This window comes from Caballeronia sp. LZ008 (assembly GCF_031451435.1).
Lineage (GTDB): Bacteria > Pseudomonadota > Gammaproteobacteria > Burkholderiales > Burkholderiaceae > Caballeronia > Caballeronia zhejiangensis.
In genome coordinates this window covers 1,790,394-1,814,685 of record NZ_JARUXK010000001.1, presented here as the reverse complement: position 1 = coordinate 1,814,685, position 24,292 = coordinate 1,790,394, and the positions used below count along the sequence as shown (strand labels likewise).

The window sequence follows — 24,292 nt, the reverse complement described above, 5'->3', positions numbered from 1 at the left end:
GTGCGGCGTCCGTTCAGCCGATACGCACGAGGTGCGCCTTGCAATATTCGCGACGGTCGGCATAACTCGCCGTGGCCGCACGCATGCGGGCGATATCCGCCTCGCCGATTTCCCGCACTGCCTTTGCGGGCGCGCCGAGAATCAGCGTATTGTCCGGAAACACCTTGCCTTCGGTGACGACGGCGCCCGCGCCAACCAGACAGTTGCGGCCGATCACCGCGCCATTCAAGACCACCGCCTGGATTCCGATCAGCGAGCCTTCCTTGATCGTGCAGCCGTGCAGCATTGCCTGATGGCCGACGGTGACATCGCTCTCGATCGTCAGAGGAAAACCCGGATCGGCGTGGAGTACCGCGCCTTCCTGCACGTTGCTGCCGCGTCCGACGACGATCGGCTCGTTGTCGCCGCGCAGCGCCGCGCCGGGCCAGACACTCGCGTTTTCCTCGAGCGTCACCCGGCCGATGATGGTCGCGGTGTCCGCGAGAAACACGCTTTCGTGGATGGTCGGGGCGTCGTCGCCGAGTTTGTAGATGGCCACATTGTCTCCTGAGGCGTGATGTCGTGAAGGTGGGACTACAATGCGCGCCTGCCGGTGAGGCGGCGCACGCGCATTGTTGCGCGTTTTGAGGCGTCCGCCGGGATTACCATTTTAGCTGTTTGCCGTAAGCGTCCGCTGGAACGCAGTGTTCGACGCCCGTTTTCGAGACAGTCCGATGCACGACCTTGTCATTTCCCCGGAAGCCGATGACTGCGCCCGCCGCGCAGCGCTCGCGGTCCTGCGCGAGCGCGATCCCGCGACGAAAGCCGCGCGCGCCCGCGCACTTTTCGATGCGGCGCGCGCCCAGCCGTCGCGGATCGATCCACGAGCCGCGTTCGCGGAACCCGGCGATCTGCCTGGCCGGCCCGAGCGTCCGGCGCTCGTGGAGCCATCGTCGCTGAAGCGTCGCAGCATGCAGTCGGATGCGGGGCGCGCCGTGCTGTTGCACGCGCTCGCGCACATCGAATTCAACGCGATCAATCTCGCGCTCGATGCCGTCTGGCGATTTCCGTCGATGCCGCAGGATTTTTATCTCGACTGGTTGAAGGTGGCGGCGGAGGAGGCGCATCACTTTTCGCTGCTGAGCGCGCGCCTCGCCGATTTCGGCCACGCTTACGGCGACTTCCCGGCGCACGATGGGCTGTGGGACATGGCGCAACGCACGCGCGGCGATGTGCTGGCGCGCATGGCGCTCGTGCCGCGGACACTGGAGGCGCGCGGGCTCGACGCGTCGCCGCCGATCAGAAAGCGTCTCGCGCAGGCGGGCGATCACGCGTCCGCGGCGATCCTCGACGTCATCCTGCGCGATGAAATCGGCCATGTGTTGATCGGCAATCGCTGGTTCCGGTTTCTGTGCGACGCGCGAAATCTGGACCCGCACACGACTTACGGACGCCTCGCCGCGCAATATCACGCGCCGAAGCTGCGCGGCCCGTTCAATTTCGAAGCGCGCCGCGACGCCGGTTTCGACGAAGCCGAACTGCGCGCACTCGCCGGCCTCGACGATGCGAAGTAGGGCAGGTTCTTCGTCGCTATAATCGAACGATCATCCTTTTTTACTTCGAGACGACACCATGAAAGATTCGCGCTCCGAATTTGTCGACGCGCGCGGCGTGCGCCTGCACGTACGCCGCTGGGGCTCGCCCGACGCCCCGATGCTCTTCATGCTGCACGGCTGGATGGATATCGGCGCGTCGTTCCAGTTCGTCGTCGATGCACTCGCGGGCGACTGGCAAGTGCTCGCGCCCGATGCGCGCGGCTTCGGGCTCTCCGACTGGCCGGTCGCGCAGAAGGGCGGCGGCCATTACTACTTTCCCGACTATCTCTCCGATCTCGACGTGCTGTTCGACCATTACGCGCCGGGCGGTCAGGTGAACATCGTCGGCCACAGCATGGGCGCGAACGTCGCGCTGCTGTACGCGGGCGTGCGGCCCGCGCGCGTGCGCCGCGTGGTCGATCTCGAAGGCTTCGGATTGCCGGCGGCGCGCGCGTCGCAATCGCCGGGGCGCATTTCCCAATGGCTCGACGATCTGCGCGCGCCGCCCGCGCTGCGCAGCTACGCGAGCCTCGACGAAGTCGCCGACCGGCTGATCCGCACGAATCCGCGTCTGCCGCTCGCGCGTGCGCGCTATCTCGCGCAACACTGGTCCCGCGAGGAAGCGGATGGGCGCTTCCATCTGCTTGCCGATCCGGCGCACAAATTGCGCGGACCGACGCTGTATCGGCTCGACGAGGTGAGCGCGGCGTGGGCGCGCGTGGCGGCGCCCGTGCTGCACGTCGAGGCGAAGGATTCGCCGACGCTCGCGGCTTTCGCGGGCGAGACGCCCATCGCCGAATTCAAGACGCGCTTTCAGGCGTTTCCCGACTGGCGCGAGGAAATCGTCGACGAGGCCGGTCACATGATCCATCACGATCAGCCGGAGCGCGTCGCGGCGCTCGTCGAATCGTTCTGCGCGTGAGCGGCGCAGCACGGAACGAAGGAACTACATAATCGGCTTGTCGCGCCGATACAGTTAGAATGTGAGTGAAGCCCGATAAACGACGATGAACGCCGATCTGCATTGCCATTCCACCGTGTCCGACGGACAGTTTGCGCCCGCCGATGTCGCCGCGCGCGCGCACGCGAACGGCGTCACGCTATGGTCGCTGACGGATCACGATCAGCTCGGCGGGCAGGACGAAGCGAAGAAGGCCGCCGAGGCGCTCGGCATGCGCTATCTGCCCGGCGTCGAGATTTCGGTGACGTGGGCTTCGCGCACGGTGCATATCGTCGGCATGAACGTCGATCCGCATAACGATGCGCTGCGCAAGGGGCTCGAATCGACGCGCAACGGGCGCGCGGCGCGCGGCGTGGCGATCGGCGAGGCGCTCGCGGCGGTCGGCATTCCGGATTGCTACGAAGGCGCGCTGCGCTTCACCGACGATCCCGACATGATCTCGCGCACGCACTTCGCGCGGTATCTGGTGGAGGCGGGGTATGCGCAGTCCACGTCGGATGTGTTCGCGCGCTATCTCGGCGACGGCAAGCCGGGTTTCGTCGGGCATTGCTGGGCGAAGCTCGCGGACGCCGTGAAATGGATCAAGGATGCGGGCGGCGAGCCGATCATCGCGCATCCGGGCCGCTACGACTTCACGCCGGTCGAATTCGCCGCGCTCTTCGATGAATTCATCGAGCTCGGCGGCCGGGCCATCGAAGTCGTGACGGGCAGCCATACGCCCGACCAGTACCGCGAATACGCCGATGTCGCGCGCCGCTATGGGTTCGAGGCATCGCGCGGCTCGGACTTCCACGGCGCGGGCGAAGGGCGCGTCGATCTCGGCCTGCTTCCGCCGTTGCCCGACGATCTCACGCCTGTCTGGGAGCGCTGGCTTTAGCGTTCCCGCGGCGCGCGTCTTTCTGCTCGCGCGCACGGTCTTTGCATCACCTGTGATTTTCCGCACGCGCATCGCGCAGGGCGCGCTCGCGCGCGAGACAAGAAGTCGCGCGCCGCTCGGCCCATCGCGATAACGATCGAAACAATAAGGCGTCGCCATGTCTCAATTCTTTCGCATTCATCCGGATAATCCGCAGCCGCGGCTCATCAATCAGGCCGTGCAGATCATCAAGGACGGCGGTCTCGTCGCGTTGCCGACCGATTCGAGCTACGCGCTCGGCTGCCATCTCGACGACAAGGACGCGGTCGAGCGATTGCGACGCGTGCGCGGCATCGACGACAAGCAGTTGCTCTCCCTGCTCGTGCGCGACCTCTCCGAGCTGTCCAATTTCGCCATGGTCGACAACCAGCAGTATCGGCTGATCAAGTCGGTGACGCCTGGGCCTTACGTTTTCGTGCTGCAGGCGACCAAGGAAGTGCCGCGGCGGCTTTCGCATCCGTCGCGCAAGACGATCGGGCTGCGCGTGCCCGATCACGCGATCACGCTCGCGTTGCTGGAGGCGCTCGGCGAACCGCTGCTTGCATCGACGCTGATCCTGCCGCCCGACACCGAGCCGCTCAACGACGCCGAGGAAATCCGCGAACGCCTCGAAAAACAGATCGAACTCGTGATCGATGCCGGCGCGTGTCCGGCGGAGCCGTCCACGGTAATCGATCTTTCTTCGGGGGAGCCAGTGCTCGTGCGCGCGGGGAGAGGCAGTCTCGAACCGTTCGGGCTCACGGCGTAAGCGCCGCGCAGTAGCGCACACGGGCATAAGTCCCGATTAAGCGTTTGCTCACACCATGGGCGAAATAGTGCGCGCCCGGCGCCGCCGTGCGTGTCTGATCCAACCTGCCTGCTTGTTACAATACCGCCCTATGGATGCTTCCCTGATACAGACCATCGCGGTCTACGCGCTCCCCGTGATTTTCGCGATCACGCTGCACGAGGCCGCGCATGGCTACGCCGCGCGACTGCTCGGCGACAACACGGCCTACGTTCTCGGCCGCGTTTCGATGAACCCGATGCGCCACATCGACCCGATCGGCACGATCGTCATTCCGATCGTCCTTTACTTCGTGACGAGTGGTGCGTTCATGTTCGGCTATGCGAAGCCCGTGCCCGTGGCGTTCGGCAACCTGCGCAATCCGCGCTGGGGCAGCCTGTGGGTCGCGGCGGCCGGGCCGGGCAGCAACTTCGCCCAGGCGATCGTCTGGGGCGTGATCTTCGTGCTGCTGCGGGCCTTTCACATCGACGAGCCGTTCTTCACGGGCATGGCTCAGGCGGGCATCAGCGTGAATCTCGTGCTCGGCGTGCTCAATCTCTTTCCGTTGCCGCCGCTCGACGGCGGCCGTGTCGTCATGGCGCTTCTGCCGGTCCGCGCGTCCATCGCGTTTTCGAAGCTCGAGCCGTACGGCTTCTTCATCGTGATGGCGCTCGTCGTGACCGGCGTGCTGACGCGCTTCTGGCTCGGGCCGCTCGTGAACGTCGGCTATACGGCGGTGTCGGCTATCTTGAATCCCCTCGCTTCACTATTCCCATAACATCATGTTCCCTGACCGTATCTTCTCCGGCATGCGGCCCACCGGGTCGCTGCACCTCGGCCACTATCACGGCGTGCTGAAAAACTGGGTGCGGCTGCAGTCCGAATATCCGTGCTTCTTCGCAGTGGTCGACTGGCACGCGCTCACGACGCACTACGAGACGCCCGAGGTCATCGAGAAAAACGTCTGGGAAGTGCTCATCGACTGGCTGGCGTCCGGCATCGACCCGGCACAGGCGACGCTCTTCATCCAGAGCCGCGTGCCCGAGCACGCCGAACTTTCGCTGCTGCTCGGCATGGGCACGCCGCTCGGCTGGCTCGAACGCGTGCCGACCTACAAGGAGCAGATCGAAAAGCTGCGCGAAAAGGATCTGTCGACGTACGGCTTCCTCGGCTATCCGGTGCTGATGGCGGCGGACATCCTGCTGTATCGCGCGTCGCTCGTGCCGGTGGGCGAGGATCAGGTGCCGCACGTGGAAATGACGCGCGAGATCGCGCGCCGCTTCAACTATCTCTATGGCAAGGAGCCGGATTTCGAGGAGAAGGCGCTCGAAGCGGCCAAGAAACTCGGCGGCAAGCGCTCGAAGCTGTATCACGAGCTGCGCGTCGCGTATCAGCAGGAAGGCGACGACGAAGCGCTCGAACAAGCGCGCGCGATGCTGCAGGAATCGCAAAGCCTGTCGATGAGCGATCGCGAGCGTCTGTTCGGCTATCTCGAAGGCGCGCGCAAGATCATTCTGGTCGAGCCGCAGGTTCTCCTGACCGAAGCGTCGCGCATGCCGGGCCTCGACGGCCAGAAGATGTCGAAGTCGTACGGCAACACCATCGGCTTGCGTGAGGACGCGGCGACCATCGAGCAGAAAGTCCGCAAGATGCCGACCGACCCGGCGCGCGTGCGCCGCACCGATCCGGGCGATCCCGACAAGTGTCCGGTGTGGCAACTGCATCAGGTCTACACCGACGAAAACACGCACGAATGGGTGCAGAAGGGCTGCCGCAGCGCGGGCATCGGCTGTCTGGAGTGCAAGCAGCCGGTGATCGAAGGCATTCTGCGCGAGCAGCAGCCGATGCTGGAACGCGCGCAGAAGTACATGGACGATCCGTCGCTGTTGCGCGCGATCGTCGCGGACGGCTGCGACAAGGCGCGCAAGTTCGCGACCGAAACGATGCGCGACGTGCGCGAGGCCATGGGGCTGTCTTACAACTGATGGAAAGTGCGATCAGTCCGTGGGTCGCGCGCTGGGCGCATTTCGTCGCGCCCGGCGGCGCGGTCCTCGACGTCGCCGCGGGCAGCGGGCGCCACGCGCGCTGGTTCGCGGCGCGCGGTTTTTCCGTGCTGGCGGTCGATCGTGACGCGGACGCGCTCGCGTCGATGGCGGCGCTCGAAGGCATCGAAACGCTTGCCGCCGATCTGGAAAACGGCGCGCCGTGGCCGCTTTCGGGCGATCGAAAGTTCGATGCCGTCGTCGTCACCAACTATCTGCATCGGCCGCTGTTCGGGCACTTCATCGACGCGCTCGCGCCCGGCGGCGTGCTGATCTACGAAACGTTCGCGGCGGGCAACGGCAGTATCGGCAAGCCGTCGAATCCGGCGTTTCTGCTCGAACCCGGCGAACTGCTCGAAGCGGTGCGAGGGCGACTGCGCGTGATCGGCTACGAAGACGGGTTCGTCGATGACCCGCGCCCTGCCTACGTGCAGCGAATCTGTGCGGTTCGCGCACCGCAGTCAGCGGAAAACCCACTCACGATTAGTAACATACCCCCGGGTCCGCCACGTTACGCGCTCGGCGGCTAATCCGCTACAATCGCGTAATATCGCTTTTTGCGATTAAATTCACGATTAAATTCATAGAGTTTCATGACAAACGGAACACACGGCGGCATCCAGATCCGCGGCAGTATCCCTGCCATCGTCACACCGATGCACGAGGACGGTAGTCTCGATCTGCCGGCGTTTCGAAAACTGATCGACTGGCACGTCGAACAAGGCTCGAACGGACTCGTCGTGGTCGGCACCAGTGGCGAGTCGGCCACTTTGTCGGTCGAAGAACACATCCTGATGATCCAGACGGCCGTCGAGCATACGGCCAAGCGCTTTCCGATCATCGCGGGCGCGGGCGGCAATTCGACCGCCGAAGCCATCGAGCTCTCGAAGCAGGCCAAAAAGGTCGGCGCCGACGCCACGCTGCAAGTCGTTCCGTATTACAACAAGCCGACGCAGGAAGGCATGTATCGCCATTTCAAGGCGATCGCCGAAGCCGTCGATCTGCCGGTGCTGCTCTACAACGTGCCGGGCCGCACCGTTGCCGACATGAGCAACGAAACGATCCTGCGCCTCGCGGACGTGCCGGGCATCATCGGCGTCAAGGAAGCGACGGGCAACATCGATCGCGCTGCGCATCTGATCAAGCACGCGCCGGCGCATTTCAGCATCTTCAGCGGCGACGATCCCACGGCGATCGCGCTCATGCTGCTCGGCGGACACGGCAACATCTCGGTGACGGCCAACGTCGCGCCGAAGGAAATGAGCCAGCTCTGCCGCGCCGCGATCGAAGGCGATGCGATCACCGCGCGCCGCATCCATCTGAAGCTGCTGTCGCTGCACAAGCAACTCTTCTGCGAATCGAATCCGATTCCGGCCAAGTGGGCGCTGCAGGCGCTCGGCCGCATGGAAGGCGGCATCCGGCTGCCGCTCACGCCGCTCGACGCGCGCTATCACGACGTGGTGCGTGGCGCGTTGCGCGACGCCGGGCTCCTCGCCTGATCGCATGGGGCGGCGCGCCGAGTCACAAGGAATCGAAAGCCGCGCCGCCGCACGTGATCGAAATGAACCACACCTTCAGTCATCAACCGCCGCTCATTGGCCTCGACATTGGCCTCGCTGAGCCGCTCGCCTAGAGCGGGTTCGGCGCGAGGCAATGCGCATCAGCAGCAAAGAAGGACCTCATGAAACGTTCCGCTCTTCTTACTCGTGCCAAACGCCTGGGCGTGCTGTCGCTCGGCGCCGGTGCGGTCTTCGCGCTCGCGGGTTGCGACACGCTCAACGACTGGCTCGCGCCGGATCGCGTCAACTACAAGGCTGCTGAAACCGCACCCTCGCTGGCCGTTCCGTCCGACCTGACCACGGCCGACATCAGCCAGCGTTATGCCGCGCCGCCCAAGATCAACTCGCTCGGCGGCGCCGCGGAGCGAGCGGTCACGCCGGCCGGCAACGCGACGCTCGGCGTGCCGAACGCGCAGGATCCGTTCGGCATGCACATCGAAAGCGATGGCGATCACCGCTGGCTCGTCGTCGATGGCCGTTCGCCGGACCAGGTCTGGGGACCGCTGAAGGAGTTCTGGGAAGAGAACGGCTTCACGCTCAAGACCGATGCCCCGCAGACGGGCATCATGGCGACGGACTGGGCCGAAAACCGCGCGAACATTCCGAACGACTGGTTCAGGAACAGCGTGGGCAAGCTGCTCGACTTCGCGTACTCGTCGGGTACGCGCGACATGTTCCGCACGCAGGTCGATCGCGCATCCGATGGCTCGACCGACATCTCCGTCACGCACAGCGCGATGGAAGAAGTGCTGACGGGGCAGGACAAGACGTCGTCGCGCTGGGAGGCGCGTCCGCGTAATCCGCAGCTCGAAGCCGCGGTGCTCACGAAGCTGATGCAGAAGTTCGGCCTGACCGAAAAGCAGTCGCAGCAGTTGATGGCGCAAGCGCGTCCGATCGGCGCGAAGGTCGCGGTCGACCCGAGCGCGGGCGGCTCCACGCTCGATCTCGCCGAGCCGTTCGATCGCGCCTGGCTGCGTGTGGGCCTCGCGCTCGATCGCACCAACTTCACGGTCGACAATCGCGATCGCGACAAGGGCATCTATTACGTCCATTTTTCGGACTCCATGGCGGAGCTGAAGAAGGACGGCCTCTTCGGCAAGTTCTTCTCGAGCAACACGCCGAAGCCGACGCGCCAGTTCCTCGTCAACGTGAGGCCGAAGGCCGACTCGGTCACGCAAGTCGGCGTCGTCGATGCGAACGGCCAGCCGGACACGTCGTCCGATGCGCAGCGCATCGTTTCCTTGCTGCACGCGCAGTTGAACTAACGACATCCTGAAGTGAAGACATCGTGAGATTCGCCAGTCTCGGCAGCGGCAGCGAGGGCAATGCATTGCTCGTCGAGGCATCGAGCGGTACGACGACGACGCGCGTGCTGCTCGATTGCGGATTCTCCGGCAAGGAGGTCGAGCGCCGTCTCGCGCGTCTGAACTGCCGTGCCGAAGATCTCGACGCCATCGTCATCACGCATGAGCACACGGACCATATCGGCAGCGCGCTGACGCTGGCGCGCCGCTGGTCGATTCCGCTGTACATGAGCTGGGGCACGGCGCGCGCGATCGGCGCCGATGAAGCCAAGGTCGAATTGAACGTGCTATGGGGCGATGAAAGCGTCGCCATCGGCGATCTGAGCGTGCTGCCGTACACCGTGCCTCACGATGCGCGTGAGCCGCTGCAATACGTGTTCTCCGACGGCGCGAGCCGGCTCGGCGTGTTGACGGATGTCGGCGTATCGACGCCGCATATCACGAGCGTGCTGAGCGGCTGCGACGCGCTCGTGCTCGAATCCAATCACGATGTCGAGATGCTTGCCGCGAGCCGCTATCCGCCGATGCTCAAGGCGCGTATTGGCGGCACGCATGGACACCTGAATAACGAAGCGGCGGCGGCCATTCTCGCGTCGCTGGATCGCTCCAAGCTGCGCCATCTCGTGGCCGCGCATCTGAGTCAGCAAAACAATCTGCCGCACCTCGCGCAGGCGGCGCTTGCGTCCGTGTTGGGCGCGAGTGCGGTGGACGTCGTCGTCGCGACTCAGGCGGAAGGCTTCGACTGGCTCACGCTCTGAATCGAAGACGCCTTGCGCGCCGACCGACGCAGCAAGCAGATACAAAAGCAGATACAAAAAAACCGGCCCAAGGGCCGGTTTTTTCGTTGGCAGACCGCATGAAGCGGCCTGCGGCGTAGCGCTAGCCTTACTGGCTTGCGCCCGATGCCGGAGCGGCAGCCGAAGCGGCAGCGTCCGAAGCTGCGCCAGCAGCCGAAGCTGCGTCGCTTGCAGCGGCCGAAGCGCTCGATGCAGCAGCGTTTGCGTCCGAAGCAGCAGCAGCCGGAGCCGAAGCAGCCGACGTATCGCTTGCAGCGCTCGGAGCAGCCGTTTCGCTAGACTTGTTGCATGCAGCCAGAGCAACAGCAGCCAACAGGGATGCTACGAGGAGGGATTTCTTCATGATCACGTCCTTTTATGGTTAAAGGTAAGCAACAGCGCAAAGTACCGGTAATGTGTGCTCCAACACCGACCTGGGCCGCTGTGGAGACTCACAATTCTTTTTTATGTGAGACTTCCTACGGCTTGGCCGGAAATTATAGGCACTTTCGTAACGACCGTCGATAAATCAGGGGACGATACGTTGTCTTTCTCATACAAATTTTCATATTGCGGAACAGCAAATTTCTAGCATCTGCTGTATTCCGTGAAATCCTGTAAAGGCACGCCCGTCAAGGCAAAGCGCCCAAAAGAATCCAGCCCGCACGATACCATTCGTGTAGCAGCGCTGTCATTGTCGATTCGTCTGTAAGTGTTACAAAGCGTTTCGCCTCCAGAGACCGAGTATCGGCCAATTCAGGGAGCCACTTTTTCAGCTTCGACGACAAGACTTCCGCTTCGCCATTTACGAAATAAGAACGGGCGTTGTAGAGCAAAATGGTCTTTCTATCCAGCCTGACGCCTGTCTTTTTCGCTCGTTCTACAAATTTTTGCTCATTCAGCGCACGGTCGGGTGCATCGAACACGACGTTCGCTTTCGGCTCGCTCAGATAAGTACCCAGAAACTCCGCGATGTCCTTTTCGTTCCAGTTCACGTTCGCAAGTATCGCGCCAACGCGGTCGATCAGCAGCGCGGGCAGCGCCGCCGGATTCGACACCGGCTCCTGCGCCGGATCGCGATACCGCGCGTTGCCGCGAGCACCCTCCGATGCTTCACCGGCGCGCTCGGCGAGGTGATAGAGGAACTGAGCCGTGAGCTCGTGCGACGAGGGCGCGCGAAAGCCTATCGATGCCGTCATGCATTCGCCCTCGGCGATGCCGTCGTGTGCGATATGCGGCGGCAGATAAAGCATGTCGCCCGGCTCCAGCACCCACTCTTCCTCGGGCTCGAAGTGCTGTAAAACTTTCAACGGCAGTCCGGGTTTTAGCGAAAGGTCGCGCTGCGCGCCGATTCGCCAGCGCCGCTTGCCATGGACCTGAAGCAGGAACACGTCGTAAGAGTCGAAGTGCGGTCCGACGCCGCCGCCATCGGTCGCATAGGAGATCATCAGATCGTCGAGGCGCGCGTCCGGAATGAAGCGGAACCGGTTCATCAGCGCGTGTGCGCGGTCGTGATGCAGGTTCACGCCTTGCACGAGCAGCGTCCATTCACGCTTTTTGACCGATGGCAATTCGTCGGGCGCGAACGGTCCGTGCTCCAGATTCCACGCATTGCGAAAATGCGTGATGAGCCGTGCCTCGACGTCGTCGAGATCGGCAAGTTCGAACAGTTCGTCGCGTGCGAGCGGCGCCGCGATATCGGGAATCGCCTGCCGGATCAAGAGCGGTTTCTTCTGCCAGTAACGCCGCATGAACTGTCGCGGCGTACGGTTGCCCAACAGCGGTGTGAGTTCGTCCGGCAAAGGCGCGCGGGCATGCTCGGGAAGGCCGGAAACGGGGGACGGTGTTGCGTATGAGGGCCGCTTGGGCATCGTATAATCGAGGCTTGTATCTTGGAGGATCCAATGAAAATTGCGAAAGACACTGTCGTTTCGGTCGCTTACAAGCTATCGGATGCGCAAGGCAATCTGATCGAGGAGAGCGACGAGCCGATGGTCTATCTGCACGGCGGCTATGATGGCACGTTCCCCAAGATCGAGGAAGCGCTCGACGGTCACGAGGCGGGCTATGAAACGCTCATTCAACTCGAGCCGCAGGATGCATTCGGCGAGTACGATCCCGAGCTCGTGAAGGTCGAAGAGCGCAGCCGTTTTCCGGAGCCGCTGGAAGTCGGCATGCAGTTCGAAGGCACGCCCGAAGACGGCGATGACGATATCGACTCGCTCATCTACACCGTGACCGACGTCGCCGAAGACAAAGTGGTGCTCGACGGCAATCATCCGCTCGCCGGCATGGCGCTGCGTTTCGCGCTGTCGGTGCAGGAAGTGCGCACGGCGACGGACGACGAAATCGAACATCAGCACGCGCACGGCGCGGACGGCCTGCATGTCGTCGATGACGACGAAGACGATGACGACGCACCGCCCAAGGACGCAGGTCCGACGCTGCACTGAGCGCGTCGGCCGATGAAGAAAGCGCAGCTACGGCTGCGCTTTTTTATTGCCCGTTCGTCGCGCCGGTCCCGTTCTGCACGCCCGACGCGGGCACGGGATAGATCGGCGGCAACGACTGCGGCGGCGTGAGGATCGGCGGCAGGTCGGATGCCGGCAGGGGCATCGACGGCGGCGCCGGCAGCGACTCGGGCAGGTCGTTACGCGGCAACGCGGGCGGCGCTGATGCGGGCATCGTCGGCTGAGGCGCGGGGTAAGGAGCCGGATAGGATGCAGCCGGCGTCTCTGGTGGCGCGACCGGTTCACGCGTGCGCGTGTCCTTCACATCGCGCACGCGCAGACGAAACGGCGGATGCCACTGCGCATCGCTCTGCACTTCGAGCCATTGCGATTGCGGCTTCTTGAACGCAATCGCGACGCGCGTGAGATTCGTAACGATCAAGCCCTTGTCGTTGCGCAAAGGTTGATCGATGTGAAAGCCGTTCGGCTCGGGCGCATCCGTGCCGTGAATCACGATCACGGGCCCGCGAAAACTTTCGGCCGCTTTCACGAGGCTGCGTTTCAATTCGAGAAAGCCATCGCGCGGCTGGTTCGTGCGCGAGAAGCGCAGCCACGCGAAGCGCTCACGACGTTCGTAGCGCGAAAAATCGGGATCGCCCTGCAGCAGGATGACGAGCGCGCGCATCTCGGAACGTCGCGCCGATTCCGCCGCGTGTTCGAGCCAGAATGTTGTCGCGACGGCGCGATCCTCGAACTCGCCGTTGCGCCCGCCCGCGGTCAGATAGTGATTGTTCGGACTCGGTGCATTCAGCCCGATGAACGCGACGCCTTGCGCCTGCCAGCGCACGATTTCCCGGAAGGTCCGAAAGCGCGCGACATCGCTTTCGCGCGAGAGCGTAAGCGGGTTCTGCCCGAGCGACCCGGCATCGGCGAAAAAGAGCTGGCGCACGAAGTCGAGCCGCTCGACCGGATCGTAGGCACCCGCATGCGCGAGTCCGCAATCCGCCCAGTCGTGCTGGCCGAGCAGCAGCACGAGCGGCGTGCGCGACGCGTCGAGCAGATCGTGCCGCGACTGATAGACGCTGTCGCGGCACGGTTCGGCGCCGTCCTTCAAATTGCCGTCGTAGACAATGAACGCGATGTTGGGGTCGCGCCCGATCGCGTCGAGCATGCGGCGCACGGGCGCTTCGTCGGCGGGGCGGGAAATGGCGCCGGACAGAACCGCGAAGCCGAGCGGCGCGCTGCCCTCGGCGCGCGCCTGCGCGATCGTGCCGCACGCGAGTGCGGCGCCGATCGCCATGACGCGCGTCAAACGTGTCGCGGCACGCCCAACGCGCGAAGTGTCACGCTCAACGCGAGGCATCCGGCGCAAGCTTCGCCAGTTCATGCAGTTCGTAGAGCAGATCGAGCGCCTCACGCGGCCGCAGATCGTTCGGATCGAGCGCGCGCAGTTTTTCCATCACCGGATGTTCGGGCGCTTCCTTCGCTGGCGCTTCATCTTCATAAGGCGTGTAAGGCTGGCTCGCGAACAGGTCGAATTGCGCGGCGGGCTGGCTGATCGACTGCTGCTCCAAATGCACGAGATGCTTGCGCGCCGCGCGGATCACGGCGCCTGGCACGCCGGCGAGCTGCGCGACCTGCAGACCGTAGCTCTGATTGGCCGGACCTTCGCTCACCGCATGCAGGAACACGATGCCGTGATCGTGCTCCACCGCCGACAGATGCACGTTGGCCGCCTGCGCAAATTCCGCGGGCAACTGCGTGAGCTCGAAGTAATGCGTGGCGAAGAGCGTGTAGCAGGCGTTGTGCGTGAGCAGATGCCGCGCGATCGCCCATGCGAGCGCGAGGCCGTCGAAGGTCGACGTGCCGCGTCCGATCTCATCCATCAAGACAAGGCTCGACGCGGTAGCGTCGTTGAGAATCGCCGCTGCCTCCGTCATCTCGACCATGAAGGTCGAACGTCCGCCCGCGAGATCGTCGGCGGCGCCGATGCGCGTGAAGATGCGATCCAGCGCGCCGAAACGCGCGCGCTTTGCGGGCACGTAACTGCCGACGTGCGCCATCAGCGCGATCAGCGCGGTCTGACGCATGAAGGTCGATTTACCGCCCATGTTCGGGCCGGTGATGAGCAACAGCTTGCGGTCCTGGCTGAGACAACAGTCGTTGGCGATGAACTGCTCGACCTGCGCCTCGACGACCGGATGCCGGCCCTGTTCGATATCGATGCCCGCGTCGGCGCTGAATTCCGGTGCAACCCAGTCGAGCGCGCGGGCGCGTTCGGCAAACGCGCACAGCAGATCGAGTTCCGCGAGCGCGCTTGCGACGCGCTGACAATCCGCGATGAAGGGCAACAGGTTCTGCAAGAGCGCGTCGTACAGCGCGCGTTCGCGGGCGAGGGCGCGTTCCTGCGCGGAAAGCGCCTTGTCTTCGAAAGCCTTCAGTTCGGGCGTAATGTAGCGCTCGGCGTTCTTGAGCGTCTGACGGCGGCGATAGTCGTCGGGCACCTTGTCGGTCTGCCCGCGCGTGACCTCGATATAGAAGCCGTGCACCTTGTTGTACTCGACACGCAGATTCGCGATGCCGGTGCGCGTGCGCTCGCGCGCTTCGAGATCGATCAGGAACTGATCGCAGTTCTCCGAAATATCGCGCAATTCGTCGAGATCGGGATCGTAGCCGCGCGCGATCACACCGCCGTCGCGAATCAGCGCGGCGGGTTCCGCTGCGATGGCGTTCGTCAGCAGATCGAGACATTCGTGCGGCGGTTCAAGCCCGGCGTCGATGCGCTCGAGCGCCGGCGCATGCGTGGCGACTGCGGCGACGAGGGCGCGCAGATCGGGCAGCGCGGCGAAGGTATCGCGCAGGCTCGACAGATCGCGCGGACGCGCCGACAGCAACGCGAGACGGCCCGTGATGCGCTCGATGTCCGAAATCTTGCGTAGCGCGCCGCGCAGCGTGTCGAGGCCGCCGCTCGTGGGCGCGTCGAGCAATGCGCCGATCGCCTGCTGGCGCGCCTGAGCGATCGACGCATCGCGCGGCGGATGATGCAGCCAGTGGCGCAACAGGCGGCTGCCCATCGTCGTACAGCAAGTGTCGAGCAGCGAGAACAGCGTCGGCGATTCGGTGCCGCGCAGTGTTTCGGTGAGTTCGAGATTGCGTCGCGTGGCCGGATCGAGCCCGATGTACTCCGATTCGTATTCGACTTTCAGACTGCGCACGTGGCGCAACTGCTGGCCTTGCGTGGCGGCGGCATAGAGCAGCAGCGCGCCGGCCGCACCGCACGCGCAGGTGAGCGTTTGCGCGCCGAAACCGTCGAGGCTCGCGACATCGAGTTGCTCTCGCAAGCGCTGCGTGCCCGAGCCGACGTCGAAGTGCCACGCCGGCACGCGCGTGGTCGCGCCGGGATGCGTCACGCCGAGCGACGCCTGAACGTCGGTGATCGAATCGGCGATGAGCGTTTCCGCCGGACGAATGCGCTCGAGCGCCGCGCTGACCTGATTCGGCGCGACTTCCGCGAGACGCAATGCGCCGCTCGCGAGATTGAGCCACGCGAGGCCGACGCTCGTCACCACGCCGCGACGGTTGTGCGCGGGGCAGAGCGCCAGCAGATAGACATCGCTCTTATCGGAGAGCAGGGCTGCGTCGGTGAGCGTGCCCGGTGTGACGACGCGCACGACCTTGCGCTCGACCGGACCTTTAGATGTCGCCGGATCGCCGATCTGCTCGCAGATCGCCACCGATTCGCCCAGCTTCACGAGCTTCGCGAGATATTGTTCGCATGCGTGATGCGGCACGCCCGCCATCCTGATCGGATTGCCGCCCGATGCGCCGCGCTGTGTGAGCGTGAGATCGAGCAGACGCGCGGCTTTCTCGGCGTCGTCGAAGAAAAGCTCGTAGAAATCGCCCATCCGGTAGAAAACGAGCGTGCCGGGATGCTCCGCCTTGATGCGCAGATACTGCTGCATCATCGGCGTGTGCTGCGACAGGTCCGCGAGCGGCGCGGCGGTGTCTGGTGAGGTGTCGGGAGTTGCCGTTTGAGTGCCCATCTTGCGTGCTTTGAAGGCCAGAATGACTAAACGGCCGGGCGCAACGTGCGCCGGCCGTCGTTCAGCCGATAGAGCAGGAGTTTAACCTGTCGCGAGATGACGGCGAGTCGGCCGAATGGCCAACGAGATGTGCCTAGTCGATATGCATTGCCCACGCGAACGCCGCCGCCGGCACGGGCGCGATGCCGTGCCGGCGGCGATTTCCGATGACGCCGGAGCGCGTCACGCGCGCCCGGCGAGATATCCGACGAGCAATGCGAGACCCGCCACCGCGCCGAGCGTGTGCCACGGCTTGTCGTGAACGAACTCGTCGGCGTAACCGGCTGCGTCGTTCAGTCTGCCGGTGAGCGCCGTGCCCGCGCCGTTCATCTGCGAACGGGCGGTCTTGAGGCGCGATTGCAGTTCCTTGCGCAGCTTGTCGGCATCGACGTCCCTTGCGCCGGAGATCGAGCTTTCCAGATCATCGAGCAGGCTGCGCAACTGGCTGCTCGCCGAATCGACCGCGTCGCTCGCACCACGCACCGCGCGCTGGCCGACATCGGCTGCGCCATTGATCTTGCTGTCGAGCGTCGAACGTGTGAACAATCCCATTTCCATGCTCCTTTATTGACGTTTGCCGAGGAATGAATATCGCCGGGTCCGTCCGCGATGCGCCATGCGGATGCCCGCGATCGGCCGCGCCGGGCCGAACATGGCGTTACGACCCGACCCCGCCGCCGGCGTTCCTCCCATGGTTTCCTCGTGAGCCGGCGCCGGGGCATGAACCCAGAATACACCGTTCACCGTGGAGCAAGGTTCATTCCTCGACGAGCGCGACGAGATCGGTTTCGCGCTCGTTGTGCGTGTGGCGGCGCATCGCCAGCGCCATCATCAGGCACACGAAGACGCCGAACACGACGATGATCCACTGCACCGGCACCTTCTCCGTCAACAGCAAGGCGTAAGCGCCGAGCATTGCGAGCACGGCGAGATTCTGGTTGAAGTTCTGCACCGCGATGGAATGTCCGGCCGACAGCAGCGTCGCGCCGCGATGCTGCAGGATCGCGTTCATCGGCACGATGAAAAAGCCCGACAGGCCGCCGAGCGCGATCATCAGCGGATAGGCCATCAGGATGTACGCCGGCGCGAAGAGCGGACCGATATGCAGGCCCGCGCCGGCCGGAAAGAGGTCCTTGTTGTAGAACGCCATCGCGACCGCGACCGCGCCGATCAGCACGCCGACCGGCAGCACTTTCAGCGACTGGCGCAGCACGATCCACGCGGACGCCGCCGCCGCGCCGAGCGCGATGCCCACGCCCGTCACGCCCTGCAGCACGGCGGCTTTGGAGAGCGACAGGCCGAGGTTCGCATCGGCCCATTTCAGCACGAGCAATTGCAGCGTGACGGCCGCGCCCCAGAGCAGCGTCGTGACCCACAGCGCGATCTGCGCGAGCTTGTCCTTCCACAGCACCATGAAGCAGCGCGAGAAATCGTGGACGAGCTTCGTCGGTTCGTTCAGCAGATTCGGATAGCGCGCGCCGGTATCGGGAATGAATACGTTGATGACGGCCGCCGACGCGTAGATCACCATCACGGCGAAGAGCGCGGCGTGCGCGGCGCTGCTCACGAACGGCAGATGCGCGTGCTCGACCCAGCGCCCGACGACCTGGCTCACGAGCGCGCCGCCGATCACGGTGCCGAGAATCGTCGAGCCGACCGTCGCCGATTCGAGCCACGCGTTCGCCGCGATCAGCTTTTGCGGCGGCAAGAGCTCGGTGAGAATGCCGTATTTCGCGGGCGAATAGGCCGCCGCGCCGAGGCCGACGACGCCATACGCGATCATCGGATGCACGCCCGCGATCATCATCGCGCAGCCGGCCGCCTTGAGCGCGTTCGACGTGAACATGACGTGGCGCTTCTGGATCGCATCGGCGAATGCGCCGACGAATGGCGCGAGCAGAACATACGAAATCGTGAAGAAGATCTGCAACAGCGGCGTGACCCACGGCGCGGAATGCACGACGGCGAGCATGGCGATCGCCGCGATCAGGAGCGCATTGTCGGCGAGCGACGAAACGAACTGCGCGGCGATGATCGTATAGAAGCCTTTCTTCATGAGCGGGAATGACGTGGGGCGCGGCGCGCGGCGTGAGAGCGGGGCGGGCGGAAGAAAGCGCGCATCGCCGTTGCCGGAACGAGGGCAAAGCTTGCACTGTAACGGAGCCCTGCATTCGGTGCAGAGCAGGCGGCGCGCCCGGGATGCGGAAGAGGTCAAACAAAAGGGGCGCAAGACGCGCCCCTTCGATGCAGCTTATTCGCCGGTCAGGCGCGTGCGCGAGTACATGTCGAGGATCTTGACCATCTGCGCGTAGACCTTCGGATTGGCGGCGACGATTTCGTTTCTGAACAGGTAATCCGATTCGCCGGTGTAGTTGCCGACGAGTCCGCCCGCTTCGGTCACGATGAGGCTGCCCGCCGCCACATCCCACGGATGGATGCCTTGCTCGAAGAAGCCGTCGAGACGGCCGGCCGCGACGTTCGCGAGATCCAGCGCCGCCGCGCCCGGACGGCGCAGCCCTGCGCACGACAGCGTCATTTCGCTGAAGAGGCGCATATAGGCGTTCAGACCCTGGCCGTCGCGGAACGGGAAGCCGGTGCCGATCAGCGCATCCGACAGACGGTCGAGCTTGCCCACGCGAATGCGTCGCTCGTTCAGATACGCGCCGCGGCCGCGCGATGCGGTGAAGAGGTCGTTGCGCGTCGGATCGTAGATGACCGCCTGCTGCACGACGCCCTTGTGCGCGAGCGCGATCGACACGCAGTAGTACGGAAAGCCGTGGATGAAGTTGGTGGTGCCGTCGAGCGGATCGATGATCCACTGAAACTCCGACTCGCGATCCGTCGCGCCGGATTCTTCGGCGAGGATCGAGTGATCGGGATAGGCGGTGTGCAGCGTCTCGATGATCGCGGCTTCGGACGCCTTGTCGACTTCCGTCACGAAGTCGTTGTGCTGTTTCTTGCTGACCTGGAGACGATCCAGATCGAGCGACGCGCGGTTGATGATCTGTCCGGCGCGGCGGGCGGCCTTGACAGCGATATTGAGCATCGGATGCATGAGCGAAATCCTCTGACCGCCCAGCAGCTTCGTGTGGACGGGAAAATTGGCGACAACGACTATGTCGACGAAAGACGAATTGAATAAGAGCGGGGCGTTCGCGCGAAGGTTCTTTGGAAGCCATGCAAGAACCGTTCGCCGCGCGCGAAGGCGCCATTTTACCCGAAAGTGGCCGCGCGGTTCCGGCGCATGGCCAAAGCGCGTTAACATATCGGGTCGCACTTTCTTCAAAATTCAGCACGAACCGCGCCTTGGAACCCAACGAACTTTCCGCGCCCGCCGGCGGCTTCACGTCGACGCGCTTCATCCTGGTCGAGCCGAGTCATCCGGGCAATGTCGGCGCGGCCGCCCGCGCGCTCAAGACGATGGGCTTCGCGCGCCTCGTCCTCGTCGCGCCGCGCGTGACCGACGTCAAGAACGAGCCCGAAGCCATCGCGATGGCCTCCGGCGCCGACGACGTGCTCGCGTCCGCGCATGTCGTCGACACGCTCGCCGATGCGCTCGTCGGCGTGCGCTGGTCGGTCGCGCTGACCGCGCGTATGCGCGAATACGGGCCGCCGCAGATGCCGCCGCGCGCGCTCGCCGAACGCGCGCATGAATTCGTGCGCCACGGCGATATCGCGCTCGTGTTCGGCAACGAGCGCACCGGGCTTTCCAACGCGGACGTCGAAAGATGCAGCGCGCTCGCACATATTCCGGCCAATCCCGCCTACAGCTCGCTCAATCTCGCGCAGGCCGTGCAGGTGCTCACGTATGAACTACGCGTCGCGTTCCAGACGTCCGCGAGCCCGCTTGCCGTGGTGGAATCGGCGGGGCAGAGCGCATCGAGCGATGAAATCGAAGGCATGTACGCGCATCTCGAAGACGCGCTCGTCGCGCTCGATTTTCTCGATCCGGCCAATCCGAAGAAGCTGATGTCGCGCGTGCGGCGGATGTTCGCGCGTTCCGGGCTCGAGCGCGAAGAAGTGAATATTTTGCGCGGCATCGCGAAGCACATCCTCCTTCGGACGAAAAAGGACTGACCGCGCTGGCGTCGGGGGCATCGGGCAGACTGCGCGCGCTCGTCCTACAATCGGCGAAAAACGGCGAACGCCGATAAGCTTTGCGCGATTCGTGCAAAGCACTCGTCCCCCTTTCAGAGACATCGCCATGTTCGACCGACTTCGCGAAGACATCGCCGCCATCCGCGAGCGCGATCCCGCCGCCCGCAGCGCCTGGGAAGTCGTCACCTGTTATCCGGGGCTGCACGCGATCGTCCTGCATCGCATCGCGAACGCGTGCTGGCGCGGACAGTGGCGCTGGCTCGCGCGGTTCGTGTCGCAGATCGCGCGCTTTCTCACCGGCATCGAAATTCATCCGGGCGCGACGCTCGGACGGCGCGTGTTCATCGATCACGGCATGGGCGTCGTGATCGGCGAGACGGCCGAAATCGGCGACGACTGCACGATCTATCAGGGCGTGACGCTCGGCGGCACGTCGCTCACGCGCGGCGCGAAACGTCATCCGACGCTCGGGCGCGGCGTGATCGTCGGTGCGGGCGCGAAGGTGCTCGGCGGCTTCACGGTCGGCGCGGATGCGAAGATCGGCTCGAATGCGGTCGTCGTGAAGCCGGTGCCGGCGGGCGGTACGGCGGTGGGCAATCCGGCGCGCATCGTGATGCCGGCCGTCGCGAAGAAGCCATCCGATGAAACCGCGAAGAGCGGCTTTTGCGCTTACGGCATTACGCCGAACGCGGACGATCCCGTGTCGCTCGCGATCCACGGGCTGATCGATCACGCGTCGACGCAGACGCAGCGCATCGACGACATCGTCGCGGCGCTCGAACGGCTCGGCGCGCGCGTGGAAGCGCTCAACGCCGTCGATGGCGGCGCGCTCGTCGATCTCAAGCGCCTGTGCACGTCGATGGATGGCAAGGCCGCGGACGAGCGCGCCGCGTCGCTCGAACGCGCGAGTTAAAGCGGCAGCGGGCGCACGCCTTCTTCATCGACGCGCAGATAGCCGCCGCGCGGCGGGTCCGCGTCGAGTTCCCAGTCGGGCAGAACCCAGCGCACGCCTGCGACTTCGCGATGCATCGCCGGACGATGCGTGTGGCCGTGAATCAGCGTGTTCGTGCGGCTATTGATGAAGAGTTCCGCGACCGCTTTCTTCGTCACGTCGTACTTCGCCTTGACGCCGGTGGTCACGCGCGCGCCCTCGCTTTTCGAGCGCATGCGCTGGCCGATGCCCAGGCGCGTGTCGAGCGGCAACGCCAGAAAGAGCCGTTGCGCGAGCTTGTTGCGCGCGAACGAGCGAAAGCCTTGATAGGCGCGATCGGCGGTGCACAGGCCATCGCCGTGGGCGAGCACGATGCGCTTGCCGAACGCGGTGATGACGAACGGATCGGGCAGCGGCAGCGCGCCTGCATCTTTCATGAAGCGCTTGCCCAGCAGAAAATCGCGATTGCCGTGCATCACATATAGGCCGATGCCGCGTTCCGAGAGCGTATGCATGAGGCGCGTCATGCGGCGCGCGAAGCTGGCGCGCGGGTCGGTTGGCGGGCCGTCGAGAATGTCGTCGCCGATCCAGAACTCGAACAGGTCGCCGAGGATGAAGACCGAATCGGCGTCGTTCGCCGTGACCTCGATGAAATGCTCGAAGGCCGCAACGGTTTTCGGAATCGCTTCGGAGAGATGCAGATCGCCAATGAAAAACAGCGGGCGCGCGTTTTTCGCTGTGCCCGCTGCTTCGCGATCGAATGAAGTCTTCGTATCGATCATGCAATGACCGTGATCAGACCACGACGGCCTTCTCGATCACCACGTCGTCGACCGGAACGTCCTGGTGGAAGCCCTTCGAGCCGGTCTTCACCTTCTTGATCTTCTCGACCACGTCCATGCCTTCGACGACCTTGCCGAACACGGTGTAGCCCCAGCCTTGCGGCGTCGGCGACGAGTGGTTCAGGAAGTCGTTGTCCTTCACGTTGATGAAGAACTGTGCAGTCGCCGAATGCGGGTCGTTCGTGCGCGCCATCGCGATCGAGCCGTTTTCGTTCTTGAGGCCGTTGTTGGCTTCGTTGTCGATCGGCGCATCGGTCGGCTTCTGCTTCATGCCCGGCTCGAAGCCGCCGCCCTGGATCATGAAGCCATCGATCACGCGATGGAACACGGTGTTGTCGTAATGACCCTTCTTCACGTAGTTGAGGAAGTTCTCGACCGTCTTCGGGGCCTTGTCGGCGTCCAGTTCAATCTTGATGACGCCGTGGTTCGTATGCAGTTCGACCATGATGATGTTCTCTCCATTGTGTTTGATTGAGCCCTGGCGCAGCGCGCGCCAGGTCAGCGACAGGCGCTTACGGATTACTGCGGGACCACGGTGGCCGACTCGATCACGGTCGGCTTTTGCGGCACGTCCTGCATCGGGCCGCGCGTGGTGGTCGGGCTGCCTTCGATCTTCTTCACGACGTCCATGCCCGCGACGACCTTGCCGAACACGGCGTAGCCGTTGCCGTCCGGGCTCGGATAGTCGAGACCCGCATTATCGACGGTATTGATGAAGAACTGCGCGGTGGCCGAATTCGGATCGCTCGTGCGCGCCATCGCGAGCGTGCCGGTGGCGTTCTTCAGACCGTTCTTGCTTTCGAGCGGAATCGGCGCGCGCGTCGGCTTCTCGGCGAAGCTCGTGCTATAGCCGCCGCCCTGGATCATGAAGCCCGGAATCACACGATGAAAGATCGTGCCGCTGTACTGACCGGACTTCACGTAGTCGAGAAAGTTCGCGACCGTCTTCGGCGCTTTCTCCGGATACAGCTCGACCTTGATGTCGCCTTGCGTGGTCTTGAAGAGCACGGTGGGGTGCGCGGCCTGCGCGTTCGGCTGCGCTAACGCAGGCGTGGTCGCGATCAGGGCAGCGCTCGACAGCGCCAACATCAGGAATTTCATGAAGGATCGATCCTCGTGTGGTGAATGCAAACAGTCGGCCGCGAATGCGCCTGCTTATGGCTGCGCTTGCGGCGCGACGTATGGCGTGGCCGGCAGCGGGCTCGTCGGGCCGCCGAACGGCGCGTAATCGTCGGGACCGGGCATCGTCTGCGAGGCGGCTCCGGATGCCGGCGCCCATTCGTCCGCGGCCGGACTTGGCGCAATTGCCGCGCCCGTTCCCGATGCGCCGTCTGCCGCGCCCGCGCGCTTCTTCGGCGGGTTGTAGATGTTCTGAATCGCCGTGATGCGCTGGCGCGTGAGCGGACTCTTCGAGCCGAGCGATTGCGCGCGCTTGTACGACTCGCTCGCGAGACGAAGATAAAGATCGCCCAGGTTGTCATAGGCGAGCGCGTAGCCTGGATTCGCCTTGACCGCGGTTTCCAGCGCGACGCGTGCATCCTCGTAGCGGCCCTTCTTCGCGTAGAGCGCGGCGAGGTTGTTATACGGCTCCGGCAATTCTGGATAGGCTTGCGTGAGCTCGGTGAAGGCGGCGATGGCTTCGTCGTCGCGATTCAGGCGCGCGAGCACGGTGGCGCGCTTGAACTTTGCCTGCACGTCGCGCGGATTGCTCGCGATGCGCGCATCGAGTTGTGTTAGCGCGGCGTTCCAGTCCTTGCCCGCGATGGCCGAATCGATCTGCGGCGTGTCGTCGCGAGTTGCGGTCGAGGTCTGCGCGAGCGCGGCCCCGGACATGCCGACACATGCGAAGCCGAGCGCCGCGATGGCGAGCGTCCGGGAAACGAGCCGGCAAGAGAGTTGCAGAGGCGTGCGCGCGTGGCGATGAGTCACTTGGAATCGAGTCAATGAATGAGGCGGCGAAAGAAGCCGTGGAAGCGGCGAAAGGGACGGCG

25 protein-coding genes are annotated in these 24,292 nt (G+C 64.4%); 13 read left to right on the top strand and 12 right to left on the bottom strand.

Translation table 11 applies throughout. The annotated features are described in order from the left end of the window. Positions 1-13: 13 nt before the first annotated feature. Complete coding sequence (locus tag QCE49_RS08485; protein ID WP_250458349.1) at positions 14-538, bottom strand: gamma carbonic anhydrase family protein; 525 nt, start codon at positions 536-538, stop codon at positions 14-16. Positions 539-713: 175 nt separating this feature from the next. Between QCE49_RS08485 and QCE49_RS08480 the strand changes: the two genes are divergently transcribed. From QCE49_RS08480 to QCE49_RS08435, 10 genes are all read left to right on the top strand, one after another. Then, on the top strand, positions 714-1,553 hold the full coding sequence (locus QCE49_RS08480) for a ferritin-like domain-containing protein (protein WP_250458348.1): 840 nt from the start codon (positions 714-716) through the stop codon (positions 1,551-1,553). Positions 1,554-1,611: 58 nt separating this feature from the next. After that, positions 1,612-2,496, top strand: coding sequence for an alpha/beta fold hydrolase (locus QCE49_RS08475; protein WP_008341868.1), 885 nt, complete (start codon positions 1,612-1,614; stop codon positions 2,494-2,496). An 85-nt stretch (positions 2,497-2,581) separates the two neighbouring features. Further along, positions 2,582-3,412, top strand: coding sequence for a 3',5'-nucleoside bisphosphate phosphatase (locus QCE49_RS08470; RefSeq protein WP_008341867.1), 831 nt, complete (start codon positions 2,582-2,584; stop codon positions 3,410-3,412). Between the two features lie 157 nt (positions 3,413-3,569). Next, positions 3,570-4,199, top strand: a complete 630-nt coding sequence (locus QCE49_RS08465) for an L-threonylcarbamoyladenylate synthase (protein ID WP_008341865.1) — start codon at positions 3,570-3,572, stop codon at positions 4,197-4,199. A 130-nt stretch (positions 4,200-4,329) separates the two neighbouring features. After that, positions 4,330-4,995, top strand: coding sequence for a site-2 protease family protein (locus QCE49_RS08460; protein WP_008341863.1), 666 nt, complete (start codon positions 4,330-4,332; stop codon positions 4,993-4,995). A gap of 4 nt (positions 4,996-4,999) precedes the next feature. Next, complete coding sequence (locus tag QCE49_RS08455) at positions 5,000-6,202, top strand: tryptophan--tRNA ligase (RefSeq protein WP_008341861.1); 1,203 nt, start codon at positions 5,000-5,002, stop codon at positions 6,200-6,202. After that, complete coding sequence (locus QCE49_RS08450; RefSeq protein ID WP_250458347.1) at positions 6,202-6,789, top strand: bifunctional 2-polyprenyl-6-hydroxyphenol methylase/3-demethylubiquinol 3-O-methyltransferase UbiG; 588 nt, start codon at positions 6,202-6,204, stop codon at positions 6,787-6,789. Before QCE49_RS08455 ends, QCE49_RS08450 begins: the two co-directional genes overlap by 1 nt. Before the next feature lie 63 nt (positions 6,790-6,852). Further along, positions 6,853-7,758 (top strand): 4-hydroxy-tetrahydrodipicolinate synthase, encoded by a 906-nt coding sequence (gene dapA / locus QCE49_RS08445; RefSeq protein WP_008341856.1) that lies wholly within the window; start codon positions 6,853-6,855, stop codon positions 7,756-7,758. A 182-nt stretch (positions 7,759-7,940) separates the two neighbouring features. Next, entirely contained in the window at positions 7,941-9,083 is a 1,143-nt protein-coding gene (gene bamC / locus QCE49_RS08440) for an outer membrane protein assembly factor BamC (protein WP_008341855.1), read from the top strand. A gap of 23 nt (positions 9,084-9,106) precedes the next feature. Next, the gene (locus QCE49_RS08435) at positions 9,107-9,880 is read left to right on the top strand and encodes an MBL fold metallo-hydrolase (RefSeq protein ID WP_008341854.1); all 774 of its coding nucleotides are present in this window, start codon (positions 9,107-9,109) and stop codon (positions 9,878-9,880) included. A gap of 127 nt (positions 9,881-10,007) precedes the next feature. On the opposite strand, the gene QCE49_RS08430 is transcribed toward QCE49_RS08435, so the two are convergent. Beyond that, complete coding sequence (locus QCE49_RS08430) at positions 10,008-10,262, bottom strand: hypothetical protein (RefSeq protein ID WP_074168913.1); 255 nt, start codon at positions 10,260-10,262, stop codon at positions 10,008-10,010. A 268-nt stretch (positions 10,263-10,530) separates the two neighbouring features. Further along, complete coding sequence (locus QCE49_RS08425) at positions 10,531-11,769, bottom strand: cupin domain-containing protein (RefSeq protein WP_033535775.1); 1,239 nt, start codon at positions 11,767-11,769, stop codon at positions 10,531-10,533. A 33-nt stretch (positions 11,770-11,802) separates the two neighbouring features. On the opposite strand from QCE49_RS08425, the gene QCE49_RS08420 reads away from it, so the two are divergent. Then, the gene (locus QCE49_RS08420) at positions 11,803-12,351 is read left to right on the top strand and encodes a peptidylprolyl isomerase (RefSeq protein ID WP_008341850.1); all 549 of its coding nucleotides are present in this window, start codon (positions 11,803-11,805) and stop codon (positions 12,349-12,351) included. Positions 12,352-12,394: 43 nt separating this feature from the next. Here QCE49_RS08420 and QCE49_RS08415 read toward each other — a convergent pair whose 3' ends face one another. The 5 genes from QCE49_RS08415 to QCE49_RS08395 form a co-directional block, all read right to left on the bottom strand. After that, positions 12,395-13,648: a hypothetical protein gene (locus QCE49_RS08415; protein WP_250458346.1), complete on the bottom strand. Its 1,254-nt coding sequence runs from the start codon at positions 13,646-13,648 to the stop codon at positions 12,395-12,397. 49 nt (positions 13,649-13,697) lie between these two features. Beyond that, the gene (mutS, locus tag QCE49_RS08410) at positions 13,698-16,391 is read right to left on the bottom strand and encodes a DNA mismatch repair protein MutS (protein WP_409014100.1); all 2,694 of its coding nucleotides are present in this window, start codon (positions 16,389-16,391) and stop codon (positions 13,698-13,700) included. Between the two features lie 222 nt (positions 16,392-16,613). After that, positions 16,614-16,982 (bottom strand): YqjD family protein, encoded by a 369-nt coding sequence (locus QCE49_RS08405; RefSeq protein ID WP_008341847.1) that lies wholly within the window; start codon positions 16,980-16,982, stop codon positions 16,614-16,616. A gap of 205 nt (positions 16,983-17,187) precedes the next feature. After that, on the bottom strand, positions 17,188-18,486 hold the full coding sequence (gene lplT / locus QCE49_RS08400) for a lysophospholipid transporter LplT (protein WP_250434900.1): 1,299 nt from the start codon (positions 18,484-18,486) through the stop codon (positions 17,188-17,190). 195 nt (positions 18,487-18,681) lie between these two features. Continuing rightward, complete coding sequence (locus tag QCE49_RS08395; protein WP_250458345.1) at positions 18,682-19,485, bottom strand: inositol monophosphatase family protein; 804 nt, start codon at positions 19,483-19,485, stop codon at positions 18,682-18,684. Between the two features lie 122 nt (positions 19,486-19,607). Between QCE49_RS08395 and QCE49_RS08390 the strand changes: the two genes are divergently transcribed. Both QCE49_RS08390 and cysE read left to right on the top strand, forming a co-directional pair. Further along, positions 19,608-20,507 (top strand): RNA methyltransferase, encoded by a 900-nt coding sequence (locus QCE49_RS08390; protein ID WP_250458344.1) that lies wholly within the window; start codon positions 19,608-19,610, stop codon positions 20,505-20,507. A gap of 127 nt (positions 20,508-20,634) precedes the next feature. Next, entirely contained in the window at positions 20,635-21,441 is an 807-nt protein-coding gene (gene cysE, locus QCE49_RS08385) for a serine O-acetyltransferase (RefSeq protein WP_250458343.1), read from the top strand. Here cysE and QCE49_RS08380 read toward each other — a convergent pair. The 4 genes from QCE49_RS08380 to QCE49_RS08365 form a co-directional block, all read right to left on the bottom strand. Further along, entirely contained in the window at positions 21,438-22,241 is an 804-nt protein-coding gene (locus QCE49_RS08380) for a UDP-2,3-diacylglucosamine diphosphatase (protein ID WP_175982700.1), read from the bottom strand. The genes cysE and QCE49_RS08380 overlap by 4 nt on opposite strands. Positions 22,242-22,254: 13 nt before the next feature. Continuing rightward, on the bottom strand, positions 22,255-22,746 hold the full coding sequence (locus QCE49_RS08375) for a peptidylprolyl isomerase (RefSeq protein WP_008341836.1): 492 nt from the start codon (positions 22,744-22,746) through the stop codon (positions 22,255-22,257). A 74-nt stretch (positions 22,747-22,820) separates the two neighbouring features. Next, positions 22,821-23,402, bottom strand: a complete 582-nt coding sequence (locus QCE49_RS08370; RefSeq protein WP_008341835.1) for a peptidylprolyl isomerase — start codon at positions 23,400-23,402, stop codon at positions 22,821-22,823. 54 nt (positions 23,403-23,456) lie between these two features. Further along, entirely contained in the window at positions 23,457-24,134 is a 678-nt protein-coding gene (locus QCE49_RS08365; RefSeq protein ID WP_081987188.1) for a tetratricopeptide repeat protein, read from the bottom strand. Between the last annotated feature and the right edge of the window lie 158 nt (positions 24,135-24,292).